14 protein-coding genes and 1 tRNA gene are annotated in these 15,993 nt (G+C 47.6%); 10 read left to right on the forward strand and 5 right to left on the reverse strand.

The window, feature by feature from the left end; genetic code table 11:
• The first annotated feature begins 140 nt into the window (after positions 1-140).
• The 4 genes from RA156_RS14295 to purS all read left to right on the forward strand — a co-directional run bounded on the left by RA156_RS14295 (position 141) and on the right by purS (position 4,432).
• Positions 141-1,688, forward strand: coding sequence for a T9SS type A sorting domain-containing protein (locus RA156_RS14295; RefSeq protein ID WP_306641053.1), 1,548 nt, complete (start codon positions 141-143; stop codon positions 1,686-1,688).
• 216 nt (positions 1,689-1,904) lie between these two features.
• The gene (locus tag RA156_RS14300) at positions 1,905-3,440 is read left to right on the forward strand and encodes a glycine--tRNA ligase (protein WP_306641055.1); all 1,536 of its coding nucleotides are present in this window, start codon (positions 1,905-1,907) and stop codon (positions 3,438-3,440) included.
• A 28-nt stretch (positions 3,441-3,468) separates the two neighbouring features.
• Positions 3,469-4,188 (forward strand): CDP-alcohol phosphatidyltransferase family protein, encoded by a 720-nt coding sequence (locus RA156_RS14305; protein ID WP_306641057.1) that lies wholly within the window; start codon positions 3,469-3,471, stop codon positions 4,186-4,188.
• On the forward strand, positions 4,172-4,432 hold the full coding sequence (gene purS / locus RA156_RS14310) for a phosphoribosylformylglycinamidine synthase subunit PurS (RefSeq protein WP_306641058.1): 261 nt from the start codon (positions 4,172-4,174) through the stop codon (positions 4,430-4,432). The genes RA156_RS14305 and purS overlap by 17 nt, the downstream gene beginning before the upstream one ends.
• Here the strand turns inward: purS and RA156_RS14315 are convergent, their stop codons facing one another.
• From RA156_RS14315 to RA156_RS14335, 5 genes are all read right to left on the reverse strand, one after another.
• The gene (locus tag RA156_RS14315; RefSeq protein WP_306641060.1) at positions 4,433-4,909 is read right to left on the reverse strand and encodes a hypothetical protein; all 477 of its coding nucleotides are present in this window, start codon (positions 4,907-4,909) and stop codon (positions 4,433-4,435) included.
• 134 nt (positions 4,910-5,043) lie between these two features.
• Positions 5,044-6,297: a paraquat-inducible protein A gene (locus tag RA156_RS14320; protein WP_306641061.1), complete on the reverse strand. Its 1,254-nt coding sequence runs from the start codon at positions 6,295-6,297 to the stop codon at positions 5,044-5,046.
• A 30-nt stretch (positions 6,298-6,327) separates the two neighbouring features.
• The gene (locus RA156_RS14325) at positions 6,328-7,602 is read right to left on the reverse strand and encodes a serine hydrolase (protein ID WP_306641063.1); all 1,275 of its coding nucleotides are present in this window, start codon (positions 7,600-7,602) and stop codon (positions 6,328-6,330) included.
• Between the two features lie 94 nt (positions 7,603-7,696).
• A complete protein-coding gene (locus tag RA156_RS14330; protein WP_306641064.1) occupies positions 7,697-8,809 on the reverse strand; it encodes a hypothetical protein in 1,113 nt (370 codons plus the stop codon).
• A gap of 292 nt (positions 8,810-9,101) precedes the next feature.
• Positions 9,102-9,173 (reverse strand) — tRNA-Cys (locus RA156_RS14335).
• A gap of 156 nt (positions 9,174-9,329) precedes the next feature.
• Here RA156_RS14335 and RA156_RS14340 point away from each other — a divergent pair.
• From RA156_RS14340 to RA156_RS14365, 6 genes are all read left to right on the forward strand, one after another.
• Positions 9,330-10,517, forward strand: coding sequence for a phosphoglycerate kinase (locus RA156_RS14340; RefSeq protein ID WP_306641065.1), 1,188 nt, complete (start codon positions 9,330-9,332; stop codon positions 10,515-10,517).
• An 87-nt stretch (positions 10,518-10,604) separates the two neighbouring features.
• Complete coding sequence (locus RA156_RS14345) at positions 10,605-12,818, forward strand: T9SS type B sorting domain-containing protein (protein WP_306641067.1); 2,214 nt, start codon at positions 10,605-10,607, stop codon at positions 12,816-12,818.
• Positions 12,819-12,933: 115 nt separating this feature from the next.
• Entirely contained in the window at positions 12,934-13,818 is an 885-nt protein-coding gene (locus RA156_RS14350) for a DUF8428 domain-containing protein (protein ID WP_306641069.1), read from the forward strand.
• 95 nt (positions 13,819-13,913) lie between these two features.
• The gene (locus RA156_RS14355; protein ID WP_306641070.1) at positions 13,914-14,279 is read left to right on the forward strand and encodes a YraN family protein; all 366 of its coding nucleotides are present in this window, start codon (positions 13,914-13,916) and stop codon (positions 14,277-14,279) included.
• Positions 14,280-14,320: 41 nt separating this feature from the next.
• On the forward strand, positions 14,321-15,208 hold the full coding sequence (locus tag RA156_RS14360; protein WP_306641072.1) for a pseudouridine synthase: 888 nt from the start codon (positions 14,321-14,323) through the stop codon (positions 15,206-15,208).
• Between the two features lie 73 nt (positions 15,209-15,281).
• On the forward strand, positions 15,282-15,956 hold the full coding sequence (locus RA156_RS14365) for a DUF1361 domain-containing protein (protein WP_306641074.1): 675 nt from the start codon (positions 15,282-15,284) through the stop codon (positions 15,954-15,956).
• Positions 15,957-15,993: the final 37 nt, after the last annotated feature.

Below are 15,993 nucleotides of genomic sequence, written 5' to 3' on the forward strand. Positions count from 1 at the left end.
GACGAAGACCCCAAATTCAGTATTCACTAATTATTAATCATTATTCAAAACCCGCATACAGCCTACCGCATACTGCATACGTTAAGCCAAAACCCCAATCTTTCCCTACCTTTATTCTCTCGCCTTCCAACCTTGAATACTTGAAGTACGTCATTAACATCCTCCTATTCTGCGGTTCGCTCCATTGCTTTGCCCAAGGGTTTAATCAAAGGTATGAGCTTGGCGAAACTGGTGCTTTTTTCTCAGGAATTGTTGAGGCTAATAACTCGTTCTATCTCATTGGTTCCGCGGTCTATAACCAAGAACAAGAGGCGGTGATGGTGGAGATTAGTCAAACCGGAGAATTTATCAATGAAGTTCCTGCCATAGGACCTTATTATTGGCTCGCACTTTGGGGCAATGACTGGGAAATCTGGGATGACGAATTGTTTGTTCAAACGGGATTCACGCTAGATTCGCTGGGTTTTCACCGTGCATACATCGGTTTCTGGAATCATCAAGGTGAGGTCGTCGATACCATTTTTCATTATAGTCCGCTTTTTGATCCCGACGACCCAGAACCGTTAGATCAATATCGACCAACATTAATGGCGATCGACGAAGACCAGAACATTTACACCTTGAGTTTCATTGCCGCACCTTACAGGGAGATCTCAAAATTCGATCAAAATGGAGTGAAGCAATGGTCTACATTAATTGAAGACGACCCAGATTGGATTGCCGATTACTATGAGGGCATTACTTACCACGACGGAATTGTATACTTAGGACAGGACTTCATCTACGGCATCAACCTTGAATCAGGGGGTAATATTCTTCGTTTCGATGCGGAAACCGGTGCTCAACTGGAAAGTATTGTTAACAATGCCAATTCGCCCGATGGAATTTTTGACATGCTAGTTCTTGACAACGGAGATCTCATCATCGCCAGCGGATTTACCCATCCTGAACAAGTATGGCGCGCGCCTGGAGTGGGAAGGATAAACGAAGCCGGCGATATCCTCTGGAACCGAATTTTCGGTGATGGGGAACAAGGTGAACATCCTGAGATGAAGATTCTAGTAGATAATGGTGATGGTACCTTCACTGCCGCAGGGAACTATGCTGTTGTTCGAGATGAGCCCGATGAGATACTTGGGTGGATCGACCGCTATGGAGTCTTAGCAAAACTTGATTATGATGGCAACGTGGTGTGGTCACATACCTACAGCGGTGTCCTTACTTGGTTCGAAATAAACGAAATCAATGACATGATCGCGACTGCCGATGGAGGGTATATCTTCTGCGGAGAGTCTCGAGATTCAGATGTCGAAAACCCGAACTTTGAAGCTCCAGCACAACGAGGATGGGTGGTCAAAGTCGATGAATTCGGTTGTGTAGAACCAGGATGCCAATACGTGAACGTGGAGGAAATCATGCTAGGCCTTGAAAACACCATGTCTATCGCTCCCAACCCCAGCCAAGGCCTCGTGAACCTAAACTTTGAATTCCCACAAGACTTCACCCCTCCCAACAAATCAGAACTCCGAGTTTACGACCTCTCAGGAGCTTGTGTATTCGCACAACAAATCAACTCGCCAAGCACATTGCAAATCAACCTCCAACACCTGGCCAACGGGCAATACATCATGCACTGGCTAACAGATCAGCTCCTACTCGATTCTATCTCATTGGTGATCTCGAAATAGTCTGGAGTCCAGAGACTAGGGTCTAGAGTCTGATTTTTTCTGTGGAGCGTGTAATGTTGAATGTGGAAGGAACCATGAACCTCAAATCAATCAACACATTTCGCCATTTCGCCATTTTGCCTTTTAGCCCTTTTACGAAAAAAGGCATAAGCCTTAAGCCTTACGCCATACGCCTTAGAACATTATCGTATTTTTGCCGCCGAACAACGCATAACCATGGCACAAGACGATAAGCTCAAGAAAGTAATTGGCCACGCAAAAGAGTATGGCTTCGTATTTCCGAGTAGTGAAATTTATGACGGACTCAGCGCCGCGTATGACTACGGTCAGCTTGGGGTTGAACTCAAGAATAACATTAAGAACTACTGGTGGACAGCCATGGTGAAGATGCATGAGAACATCGTTGGACTTGATGCCTCGATCTTCATGCACCCAACTACCTGGAAAGCTTCAGGACACGTTGATGCGTTCAATGATCCGTTGATCGATAACAAAGATTCGAAGAAACGTTACCGCGCTGATGTCTTGATCGAAGAGCATGTAGGCAAGATTGAAGCGAAGATCATGAAAGACGTGACCAAGGCGAAAAAGCGTTTTGGTGATGCCTTTGATGAAAAGCAGTTCCGTGAAACGAACCCGAATGTGTTGCGTCGTCAGACTCAAATTGACGACATCAATGCGCGTTTCAAAACAGCGATGGACAATGAAGACCTCGCCGGGGTGAAGCAGTTGATTGAAGACCTTGAGATTGCAGATCCTGAAACAGGGAGCCGTAACTGGACAGACGTTCGTCAGTTCAACTTGATGTTCAAGACGGAGCTCGGAGCAGTATCAGGAGATAGCGGGGTGATCTACCTTCGTCCGGAAACGGCGCAAGGGATCTTCGTGAACTTCTTGAACGTGCAGAAGACCGGTCGTATGAAGATTCCTTTCGGAATTGCTCAGATTGGTAAGGCCTTCCGTAACGAGATCATCGCACGTCAGTTCATCTTCCGTATGCGTGAGTTTGAACAGATGGAGATGCAATTCTTTATCAAGCCTGGAACGCAAGGTGAATGGTACGATTACTGGAAAAACCAGCGTATCAAGTGGCACCAGAAACTAGGCATAGGAGAAGATTTCTACCGCTTCCATGACCACATCAAGTTGGCACACTACGCTGATGCTGCTTGTGATATCGAATTCAACTTCCCTATGGGCTTCAAAGAGTTGGAGGGAATCCACAGTCGTACTGACTTCGACTTGAAGAGCCACGAAGAACACAGTGGTAAGAAGCTTCAATACTTTGATCCAGAAGAAAACAAGAACTACGTACCGTACGTGATCGAGACCTCGATCGGACTTGACCGTATGTTCCTCGCTGTATTGAGCTCTTCTTTCAACGAAGAGAAACTGGAAGATGGAAATGAACGAACAGTCCTAAATATTCCACCTGCGTTGGCGCCAGTGAAAGCGGCTGTACTTCCATTGGTGAAGAAAGACGGACTTCCAGAAAAAGCGCGTGAAATCTTACGTGATCTACAGTTCGATTTCAACTGCCAGTACGACGAGAAAGACGCGATCGGTCGTCGTTACCGTCGTCAAGATGCGATTGGAACTCCATACTGTATCACCGTTGACCACGACACCTTGGAAGACAACATGGTCACGATTCGTGAGCGTGATGGTATGACACAAGACCGTGTGGCCATTGCTGATGTGCACAAGATCATCGCTGAACGCGTGTCGCTTCGCAAGTTGCTAGGCGAATAAGCCACTGGCTTTTCGTTACTTCGTATTCATGCGCGGACTCATCCCAAATGCTTTTACCATGGGCAACCTCTTGTGTGGTTGCTTAGCGATTATGTCGTTGTACGAGCATGACAATGACCCGATGGTTTTCATTGGGTTGTTGATTCTGGCTGCTTTCCTTGACCTTTTCGACGGACTCTTTGCCCGCCTTTTAGGAGTGGGGAGTGAAATGGGAAAACAGCTTGATTCTCTGGCCGATGCGGTGACCTTCGGAATTGCCCCAGCCCTCATGGTTGTGGAGTTACTACTCGATGACACCGATGGCAACGGGCTAGCACTAGGAGGACTTCTACTCGCTGTAGCGTCCATCTACCGCCTGGCCAAATTCAATGTAGACACTCGCCAATCCGATAGCTTTATCGGGCTTCCAACTCCTTCAAACGCTCTCTTTTGGATCGCCATGCTAGGCATGTGGTCAGAGGGCACGATTTCGGTAGGGCAGATTCCCATCTGGGGTTGGCTCATCATGATCGTTCTGATGAGTTGGTTTATGATTTCTGAGATTCCTTTGATCTCTTTGAAGTTTAAGCATCTTCGCTACCGCGGAAACGAACCACGGTTCTTCTTGATCATCGGTGGAATCATCACCTTGAGTTTGTGTTGGATTCTTGCTAACAGCTATTTCCTAGCTGTCCCGATTATTCTACTTTTGTACCTGCTGATCTCGCTGTGGGATCGTAAAAACCATCAGAATGAAATTTCGCGCTGAAATCGACATCATGCCACTAGAGGCACTACTTGACCCTCAAGGGAAAGCTGTATCCAACAACATGAAGAATATTGGTCTGGAAGAGATCGACAATGTTCGTATCGGTAAGCACATTACGCTGCAAGTAGAAGCTGATTCTCAGGCTATCGCCGAAGAAAAGGTGGATGAAGCATGTAAGAAACTCCTATGTAACCAGATCATGGAGTACTACAGCTTCCGCGTTAGCGAAATGCAGGAGGCTTAATTACTCCAGCAAGCCCAACGCTAACAACACGGCAAAGTATTCTGCCTGTGTTGCCCTTCCTTGTATAAAACAGACCCGATCAAACGGACTCGTTGAGGTGCCTTTGAACACCCCAATGCGAAGCCAGGTGTAGAGCAAATCTTCTTCCTTGGTGCTATTTCCGCGGTAGAATTTACCGTCTTTGATGGTGTACAGTGGAATGCTGAAGTCCTCATTACCACGGTAGATCTTGTTGTCGTTGACCGTGAACATGACCTCTTGTTCAGCGTAACTCCAGCCTCGGTATACTTTGTTCTCACGAACGGTGTACATCGCGCCTTCACTTGAAGTGCGGTTACCTTCCACCAAGGCCCCCTCCTTATTGATGTTCACGAGCATATCAGTGAAAAACAGACGGTTGTCTGGATACACCAAGATCTGCGCCTTCACGAGTACGGAGGCGAATAGGAGGGCCGATATGAGGATCGTTCTTTTCAAAACGCTTGCTTCTCAGCGAATTACACGCAGACATCTACGCGTACGCTATGCGCAATCACGCGCAATATAGCCGCGTGCAAGACCCGCTAGCCGATGAAACGGCCCGATGGTAGTGTAGGATGTTTCTGAAGGAATTAGTGTTGAGCCAGCTCACTCCGCTTAAAACTATACCCGAGCAACAAGCCAATGAGGGCATAAGCGGTGAATAAATAGAAGCCCAACTGAAGAGTTGAATTGTTGGTGGTGAACACCTCTAAGGTGCCGCTTTCACGCTCCAATTGAGTCAGTTGGCTGTTGATGACCCCACTAAATCCGATAAAGGCCATAAAGAGCGATACCACCATCACATCGGCCATGCTCCATTTCGCAGATCGAAAGAGGAAAAAGCGAATGAACTTGCTTTTAGGAATGTGCTGGCGCACTTGTGCGATCATCGTAAAAATCAGCTTCAAGAGCGGCATCAGAATACTAAACGAGAAGATTAACAAGGCGACTACCATCAGCGGCGCATCCCCCTGTTCAGTCATGATCATCACCACTTCCAGAATACTCTTGCTTTGGAAGAACAAGACCTGGTCTTGAAAGCTGACTGGTTCCCCTATCAACAAAAAGCTAAACTCCGTGATTGTCGCCTCGATATCGATCATGGGTAAGGTGACACCTCCAGCCAATAAGGCGAAGGCCGACAAGCTGAAGCACAACCGTTCAATTTGACTCTTCGCCCCCGTGAAAACGAGGATCAACAAGGCGATAACAGACGCCGCCAAACCAATCACAAAGGCACGTGAATTGGCCTTCGCTTTGACGCTTGTTTCTTCGAGGTAAAGCAGGCAGTCTTCTCGGTTTTCTTGTTGATGTCGGACTAAGATCTCATTCAAGATGGAGTAGTCCATCTCTCCTACCGTTTCATCGGCGAACTCATCGATTTTTTCGATCAATAAATCCTTGATTTCTCCTTTGGTTTCAGGATCATTCAAGCGATCGACAATCATTTCGGCATATTGAGGAATTCCCTTTCGAACATCGCTGAAGGGAACGAGAATATCCGAGGCTAGCTGCCGAAACATCCCTCCTAACGACTTCTTATTCTCCTCCCTCAGTACCTTTTCTACCTCATCAATGAGCTGGCGAAGGATCTCTTCCGTTCGCTGTATAACCTCTTCGCGATTCCCTTCCGTGATTTCGAATTCATTGACCTTTTTCTCTACGATCTCTGCCGCCACGATTTTCCATTCGTCGACATTGAAAAGACCGTATTTGATGTGGCTGAGCTCCACCGCATCCGCCTTCAGGGAACGACGAAACGTCTCTACCTGCCAGGTCTTCCAAGAAAAGAAGCAGGTGGAAATGAATAGGGCAATCGCAAGGGTGTTTCGAAGAAAGTCCACAGTAGCCGGTTAATGCCTAAAACTACCAATTTATTGCACGATCACCCGTTGCGTGCTGCCATCAATCGTTAAGAAATAAAGTCCCGGGGTGAATGAAGACAAATCAATACTGGCTTGGTTTCCAGCGGCGGTGAGTTGACCAACCGCATTACGAAGCTCCCAAGAAATCGCTCCTTGAATACCTTGGATTGTCAGTTGATCTTGAGCTGGATTGGGATAGATCTTCCAAGTAGGAATATCCGATTCCGCGATAGCGACATCAGAACAAATCACATTACTCAACAACTCCCACAACTCAATGCTAAAGTTGGTCGGAACCAATGAATTATCAGGCGATGCGCCCATGCGAATGACCACCAAGTCTTCAGAACTCACCACATTGATCAATTGCGAGTCTTTGCCGATGGCCGCGATCATATCATCTGGAGCAGAAGGAACAATAGGCCCCGGCAACTCGAGCTGCAGTCCAGGGAGCAAGTGAGAATCTTGTCCGTTCAGCCACCACAAATACCCGTAGCTCTCATTCAGCTCCTGCGAAGGCGTCACCATAGCTTGAAAAGAATCCGTGTCATCCATAATGAAGTCGCCATCCCAATAGCCATTGTTCTCAATCATCAATCCGAAACGGGCCATGTCGCGCGCATCGGAAAGGTAGATGCGGTTGAATCCAATCGGCGCATAGAACCCAGACATGCCAATGTCATCAAGCTTCGAAAAAGTGTAGAGGTTGTAGTTCATGCCTACCGCCTCTTCAATCACTTCAGTCAAGAGCGTGTACGGACCGTTATGATACGCCCAGCGATCACCCGGCGACTCCAAAAACTGAAGACACTCAGGGTCTGTACAAAAGACATCATTCACTCCGTCATCCAATCCACTGGTCATGGTCAACTGATTCCAAACGGTAATGGCTTGTTCTTGTTCAGGCGTGAGGCTAGTCCAACCTTCTCCCAGATAATTACTCGTAGGGTCATTGATATCCAAAAACCCTTCTTCTTGCGCCATTCCAACCGTAAAGGCAGTCACTGTCTTTCCTGCTGAATTCCAGACCCACAGGCTGTCTTCGTTGAATTCATCGAAGTACTCTTCAATGACAATTCTTCCTTGATGCAGTACAATGAATGCCTTTGAATTGCGATCATCCAGAAAAGAGATCAGGGTGTCTAACTCATCCTCGCACCACCCCAAAGCGTCCATGCCAATCGTATCCCATTCCTCTGAATCATTCGGCGGGTAGTAATCTGCCAACTGAGAAAAGAGCGCACACGGGAGTAGGATGAGGCACAGAGAGAGGAGGGATTTCATGGGAGTTAGACTTTGGTTTGAAGGTAGGGATTATTCCGGCGTCCGGCATCCGGCGTCCGGCTTGCGGCTTGCGGCGTCCGTTAATTAATACCTGTTATTCTGCTCCGTATCCGAATACGTTCAAAATCAAAATAAGATCCTGCACATTGACAACGAGATCCTCATTGATATCCGCTTCACATTCAACACCCAGACAACCGAAGGTGTTAAGCATTAGCATCAAATCCTCTACTCCTACATCGCCATCGCCAGTGATATCTTCTTCCAATTCACAGGAACCATCATCACAACCTGCATCTGGATCATAGTTCGGTGCATCCATCAAGGTACATCCAGGGAAGGTACATGAGCCATCATCGTTGTTGGCAGCTGGATTATAATTGCATGCTCCATCCTCCATGCATCCGAAGACCGGGAACTCAGGAATTTCAAAGAACATATCCCACGAGCAACCGCTTTCAGGAAACGACAATACGTAGTTGTAGATACCTGCATCTAGTCCATCAAGCTCAAAAACAACATCTGGATCCAAGGGCCCGGAATAAAAATCCCCAGTCATTTCAAACCCCTCCTGTAATGCATTGAACGACAATTCAACAGAAGCATTTTCATTGTTCTCATCAGCAGGCTCAATGATCTCAAAATTGGTGTTTGGACCTTCTTCGTCGTACACATCATTGATGGTTACCTTTCGAAGTATTTCGCCTCCAGAACTGATCCCAACCCAATAAACCCCTGGATTTAAGTTGGTCAACAAAACTTCGCCATCTATAGACGTCTCTTCAATTTGATTAATGGGTGTTCCACTAGAGTGAACAACGCCAACAGCACCTGTGGGGACGTCCCCTAACGTCCACCCAATAAGCGCGTCTCCATCTCCTGAATTCGCACAGGTTGCACTTGAAATGGTGTAAACCTGTGCACCGCAACACCAAGGAGAGCTATAAGGGTAAGCCATAAAGCTGTCAGACCACGTGCAACCAACTCCACCTCCGATTGGTTCGTAATCTACACTGATGCTGATTGTAAAGACCTCGTCAATTCCGAAATTATATCGCCATAGTTGATCTCCTTGCTGAGTCCAACTTCCCCCTAAAAAACCGAAACCAGCAGACGGTGAAGTACTCACTGAAGAAACTTCATACCCCTCTGGAATCTCGATCAAAACAGACCCGGTCTCCCATGGTAAGTTTTGAGTTCTATACAACAAATCCACACTAGGACACTGCGCAAACGTTGTGCTCGAGATGCATAAACACGTCAAAGCAGACAGGAATAAAGACTTGGATAAAGAGAAATGACAACGGCTCTCAAAAGCACGGTAAAAAAGGCCCATAAGCCCTTCTTTCAAGATTTTCATAGTAAGCGTTTTAGTGACACGAAAGGTATGAAAATCTCCTAGTCCAATAAAAACAACAATCCCAACGGACGCCGGACGCCGGACGCCGGATGCAGATGCCGGAAAAGAAAAAACCCCGCCAATACTAGCGAGGTCTCTGAGGTCTGGAGCGGATTCGAACCGCTGTAACTGGTTTTGCAGACCAGTGCCTAAGCCCCTCGGCCACCAGACCCTTTCCGTCGAAGGGATGCAAATATAACAAATCCCTTATGGTTTTCCACAATCATTACGCAAGCCTGTGCATAGGGTTACAATTTCTGCCTTAGATGCCGAATTTCCAGCGGATTGAGTGAAGCTATTGCTTAGCTTTGCCGCAAAATTTTAACCGATGGCATCGATTACCGACTACGATTTCAATGGAAAACGCGCCCTGATTCGCGTTGATTTCAATGTTCCGCTGAACGACCAATTTGAAGTGACTGATAATACGCGTATCCGAGCTGCGATTCCTACGATCAAACACATCTTGGATAACGGAGGAAGCGTGGTGTTGATGTCGCACTTGGGTCGTCCGAAAGGACATGATGATGCCTTTTCGATGCGCCACATTGTAAGTGAAGTAGAAAAGCTTCTCGGTCATTCGGTGACCTTCGCCGGTGATTGCATCAGCAATGAAGCCAAGTCGAAAACGTCGGTTGCGAAGCCAGGTGAAGTATTCTTGCTTGACAACCTTCGCTTCCACAAAGAAGAAAAAGAAGGCGATGAATTTTTCGCTGGCCAGCTAGCTGAACACGGAGATGTCTACTTGAACGATGCCTTCGGAACAGCGCACCGTGCCCATGCCAGTACGGCGGTGATTGCGCGATTCTTCCCGCACGATAAGCTCTTCGGTTTCGTGATGGAAAATGAGATCAAGAACATCGAAAAAGTTCTTGGTGACGCACAAAAGCCGGTAACCGCGATCGTAGGTGGTGCGAAGGTTTCTTCGAAAATCACCATCCTCGCTAACCTGCTTGACAAGGTTGATCACATCCTGATCGGTGGGGGCATGGCTTACACCTTCCTTAAGGCGCAAGGCGGTGACACGGGTTCTAGTCTGGTTGAAGATGACTTCCTTGATAAGGCGCGTGAGATTAACGCTAGCGCGGAATCGAAAGGGGTTCAAATCCACATTCCTGCTGACTCTGTAGTCGCTGATAAGTTTGACAACGAAGCCAATACACAGGTGGTAGCTTCTAACGCTATCGCGGAAGGATGGATGGGCCTTGACATCGCTGATCAAGCGATTGAAGCGTACAAGAATGTGCTGACTGAAAGCAAGACCATCCTTTGGAATGGACCAATGGGTGTATTCGAGATGTCTTCGTTCGCCAAAGGAACCGAAGCGATTGCACGACACCTTGCTGAAGTCACTAAAAACGGAGCCTTCACCTTGATTGGTGGTGGTGATTCTGTCGCTGCGATCAACAAGTTTGAACTCGCTGATCAAGTGTCATATGTGAGTACAGGAGGAGGCGCAATGCTCGAGTACCTGGAAGGAAAAGTGCTTCCTGGAATCGCAGCAATCCGCTCGTAAGTGTATTAGCAACACAAGGTTTGCACAGGTCAGGCTGCTGGAGATTTAAGGTTAAATCCCTAACTTCCAAGTCCCTGAAACCTGAAAATGAACCGCATTCTACTGTTTTTCTTGCTGCTTGCTCCATTGAGCTCTTTTGCCACCCACATTGTCGGAGGTGAAATGCAGTACACCCATATGGGCGGAGATGAGTACCAGGTTACCCTGATCATTTACCGCGATTGTGGTCCGACGAATACCAATGGCACTTACTTTGATGCCCTCGCAAGCGTAGGGATTTATCGTGACGGTTCGCTATTTCAGAACCTGCTTATGAACCTCAATGACGCTGACGTCAGTGAGCTCCCGGTGGCAGTTGACAACCCTTGCGCCGTTGTACCACCAGACGTATGTGTTGACCGCGCAGTTTATGTAGAAACAGTCACCTTACCTGCTTGGCCCACAGGATATACCCTGACTCATCAACGCTGTTGCCGTAACCCGTCCATCATCAACATTCAAATGCCGGAAGAAACAGGGGCTACCTTCTGGACACAAATCCCAGGAACAGATTTGGTGAGCTCGAATAGCAACCCGGTGTTCACGGCCATCCCGCCTGTAGCGCTGTGTGCAGGAGATGAGTTTGTGTTCGACCACTCGGCTTTTGATGCTGACGGAGACCAGCTCTTGTACAGCTTCTGTACCCCGCTCTTGGGAGGTTCATTCTTTGAACCTACTCCTAGTCCGCCGCCACCTGCGCCATACACTGACATTACATGGGCTGCTGGATTTAGCAACGACAATCAAATCACAGCTGACCCGGCCTTCGTCATAGATCCGGTCACGGGTATTATCGTGGGTACACCAACAGAACCCGGCCAATACGTCTTCGGGATTTGTGTAGAAGAATACCGTGATGGCGTGCTCCTAAGCACTACCAATCGCGACTTTCAAATGAACGTGGTGGCCTGTGGATTGACCACGGTTTCGTCTATTCAAACGTCTCCGCCTTGTTCAGGACTTGATATTCCATTCGGCAACAACTCGTTCGGTGGTGAAGAATTCTCCTGGGATTTCGGCGTGGAAGACATCGACACCGACGTTTCGAATGAGTTCGAACCTGAGTACACTTATCCAGATACCGGGACCTATGAAGTGACGTTGATTGTGAATCCCGGAACAGAGTGCGCTGATACTTCGCTTCAGACCATTTACGCCTATGACAATATTGAGGCACTCTTCGAAGTTTCCGGAGGTGAATGTGTCGGCGGTGGTAGGGAGTTCTTTATTGATGCCCAGTCGACCACCTTCAACGGCGTTGATTTCTTCTGGGATTTTGGGAATGCGAATCCTGCCACTAGCGTGGAAGAGGACCCTGGCTCAGTGATCTTACTTGACCCGGGAGAGCAAAGCATCACCCTGACCTTGAATTTCTTGGAATGCGAGAGCAGTCTAGAGGTTCCATTAGATGTAGAGCCTTTTCCAGTGGCCATTATCGAGAAACAAGACAATTTCTGCGGGGGTCTAGAGCTCACGCTCGGAAATAACTCTACCAATGCCACTGACTATTTCTGGTTCTTCGGTCACCCGGAACCAAATAGCACTTCAGCAGAAGAATCACCAACGCACACTTGGCCTGATTACGGAACCTACTATGTCACCCTCATCGCTGATCCTGGAACGGCATGCGCCGATTCACTGGTGACACCGATCGAGATCCTACCTCCGGATCCTATTGATTTGCTCTACAGCATTCAAGTTCCAGGACCCTGTGACGAAGACACCGAAGTATCGCTGCTCTATGCGGGAAGCGGTGCCGATGAAATTGAATGGGACATGGGAGACGGATCCTTCTATGAAACGGACCAAGTAGATCACGAGTACGAAAACAGCGGTGAGTACACCGTCATTATCACTGCCTACAACACCCTTTGTGATTTCGAAGAGACTGCAGAATCAACGGTGTATTACGACCCTGATGTCTTAGACCTTCCCTTGGCCTTACCGAACGTCTTCTCACCAAATGGTGACAGTAAGAACGAATTCTATCGTCCGTATTTCGAAGTGGAGCCGGGTGAACCATTCACTGATTACACGAACAATCGCAATGTCTTCGACTACCTCGAAGTGTGGGAGATCCTCATCTACAATCGTTGGGGTGCCTTGGTCTACGATAGCACTGGCGGCACAGAGCAATGGGACGGACGAATAGCAGGTGACCTGGCCTCAGAAGGAACCTACTACGCTGTGATCACGTACCAGCGCAAGTGCCTTGATTCGGCCCCCATTCAGACAGGGCAGCACTTCTCGCTGATGCGCTAAAAAGCACATGCTTTGTTAACAAGTACGCTTGTGGGAAAAAAGGCAACACTTAGTGACATTGGTGCAATGCAAACCCACTGATTCCGTTAATTTCGTAGTTAAATCTGCTCTCAACATGAATAATAAAGTCTATTTAGGGATCATCGCAGCATTGCTTCTAGCAATCGCGTACCTAGGCTATGGTCTCTCCAAAAAATCCGATGAAATTCAAGTGAAAACAGAGGAGAATGAGCAACTCGAATTCGATCGAGATGCACTCCAGCTTGACCTTGAAAAAATGCGTTTCAGTTATGACACGCTCGCAACTGAGAATTCTCTTCTCATGGCTGAAATGGCTGATCAACGCAGCCAGATCGATGAGCTATTGAAGAAGGTGAAAGACAAGAACTGGAGCATCAGCAAACTGAAAAAGGAAACGGAGACCCTGCGTGAAATCATGAAAGGGTACATCTTCACTATTGACTCCCTCAATCAGTTGAACCAGCAATTGATGGCTGACAACCAAGAATTGACGGATCGAGTGAATACGGTGGAAGGTCAAAACCGTGACCTCATGGAACGCCAAGAGAACATGGAAGGCATGATCGAAACAGGTCAAATCCTCCAAACATCACAGCTTTCGGCGACAGCCATTCAGTTGACCAACAGCGGTAAGCAACGCGAAACAACGCGTGCTCGTAAAGCAGAAATGCTCAAAGCATGTTTCACTGTCATGGAGAACCGCATTGCGAAGCCAGGTGATAAAGACATCTACCTCCGCGTCATTGCACCTGATGGCACAGTGCTTCCATCATCTGATGGCCAAGCAAGTCGTGAATTCGCTGAAGAAGGGGTTCAATACTACTCAGTAAAGCGTAACATCGACTACAACAACGCCCAAATGGATGTCTGTGTATTCTACACGGTACAAGAAGGCACGGAGCTCCAAAAAGGAGATTACAAGATGTTCGTATATGAAGGTTCAAACCGTATTGGAACCATCGATATGGTGCTGAAATAAGAAGAACTTACAACACACATAAAGGAACGGACAACACACACAAAGTTGTCCGTTTTCTTTTGCCTTCAGGTCTCGCGGATTCTTCACCTTTCGGCATGCGAACTACCAAAGAAATTGGAGACGAAGGCGAAGAAATGGCTGCTGCCTACCTTCATGAAAAGGGCTTCGTCATTCTCGAAGAAAAGTGGCGATTCGGACGCGTTGAAGTTGATTTGATAGCTCAAAAAGGCAATGTCATTTCCTTTGTTGAAGTCAAGCTGCGAAAGAACGCTTGGGCCGGCCAACCGTGGGAATTTGTCACAACCTCAAAGCAGCGATCCATCATCAAAGCAGCGGATCGATACGTGCAATGGAAGGTAAATTTCGATCCTGAAATCCGATTTGATGTCGTCTCCATCATTCATAATCAGGAGTATACGCGCATCGAGCACCTAGAAAACGCCTTCTATCCTACCCTCTAATCCTCAAATAGTTAGTACTTTTGCCGGCTCACTTATCCGCTATGAACAAAAGAGGACGATCAGATCGCAGCCGCAACAACACTTCGAAGCCCTTTGCAAAGGGCAAGCAAGGTGGTAAAGGCAAACCAGCTGGAAAGCCAGGAGGCAAACCGGGAGGTAAGCTTGCTGGAAAGCGTGCACCAGAAAAGAAAGTGCGAAAGACCGCTGCTGAAAACGAGCCGATTCGTCTGAATCGCTACCTCTCGAATAGCGGAATCTGTTCCCGCCGTGAGGCCGATGTACTCATCAGCACAGGTGTCGTAACCATCAATGATGAAATCGTTACTGAACTCGGTACCAAAGTATACCCTGGCGATGTGGTGAAGTACGACGGTGCGCGCATTCGTCCAGATAAGAAGCGTTACATCCTATTGAACAAGCCGAAGAACTTCGAGGTAACCGTGAAGGATGCTCTCGGACGTCGAACGGTGATGGAATTGGTGAAAAACGCGACCAAAGAACCGATCTACCCAATCGGTAAACTAGAGCGTCAAACCACAGGATTGTTGCTCTTTACCAACGACCCTGACATTCAAGCTCGCCTGACTGACCCTAAGCAAGGGGTGCGTACGTTGTTCCATGTTACGCTGAAGGAAAAGGTGCGTCAATTGCACTTGGATAAGATCAGACAAGGAATTGAACTTGAAAAAGGATTCATCAAGGTAGTGGCCGCTGATTACGTTGGAGATGGTGAGAATCATCACGAAATCGGCATCGAGATCTACGCCGCGAAAAACAATGTGGTCGCTGATCTTTTCAAGCACTTCGGATACCAAATCCAGAAGTTGGATCGCGTGATGTTCGCCGGTCTAACCAAGAAAGATCTTCCACGAGGAAAATGGCGCGAACTCTCGAAAGAAGAAGTCGGATTCTTGTTCATGTCGCGCTAAAACTATTTTTAACAGAAGAAGAAGACCAAAGCATTGCTAATTGCGTTCGGGAGAAAACCAAAACCAAATCGCAATGCCTCTTCATCGACATCCAGTATTCCGCAGCCTAGTAGCTGTTGGATTTCCTGCTGTATTAGGAATCTTTCTTTTAATCGGACGCTACTTCACTACAGGAAGTACCATGTTCTTTTTCTTAGTCTGGAACTTATTCTTAGCCGGAATTCCTTTGGCTTTGGCCGTGTTCCTTCGCTTTTCGAATCGAGCACAGAAACGATGGATCTTCTATCCTACCCTGGGGGCTTGGCTGCTTTTCCTTCCGAATGCACCCTACATCCTCACTGACTTGCTGCACTTGCGCACCAAAACTGCAGCGCCTGTTTGGTACGACTTGACCGTGATTCTTTCATTCGCATGGTCAGGACTTTTGGCTGGATACTACTCGCTCCGCTGGATTCAAGATTTGATCGTATCTCGTTTCAGAGGTCGCGTTTGGGTGGGATGGAGCTTTGCATTCTTGACCATTTTCGCCTCGTCATACGGTATCTACCTCGGACGTTTCCTTCGTTGGAATAGCTGGGATGTGTTGAATGCTCCTGGCTTGCTAGCACAGGATATTATTCACTCACTAACCCTTGGTGGTGAGATGCTGAAGACCTACGGATTTACCTTGAGCTTCGGTATGCTGCTTATGTTCATGTACGTATTACCGCAACTCAGACCAAGCTCGCGCAAAGTTCATAGAGCATGATCCGTTCCTTCCTACTATATTTGCGCACCAAGTGATC

The sequence above is a fragment of the Sanyastnella coralliicola genome, from assembly GCF_030845195.1.
GTDB classification, from domain to species: domain Bacteria; phylum Bacteroidota; class Bacteroidia; order Flavobacteriales_D; family Sanyastnellaceae; genus Sanyastnella; species Sanyastnella coralliicola.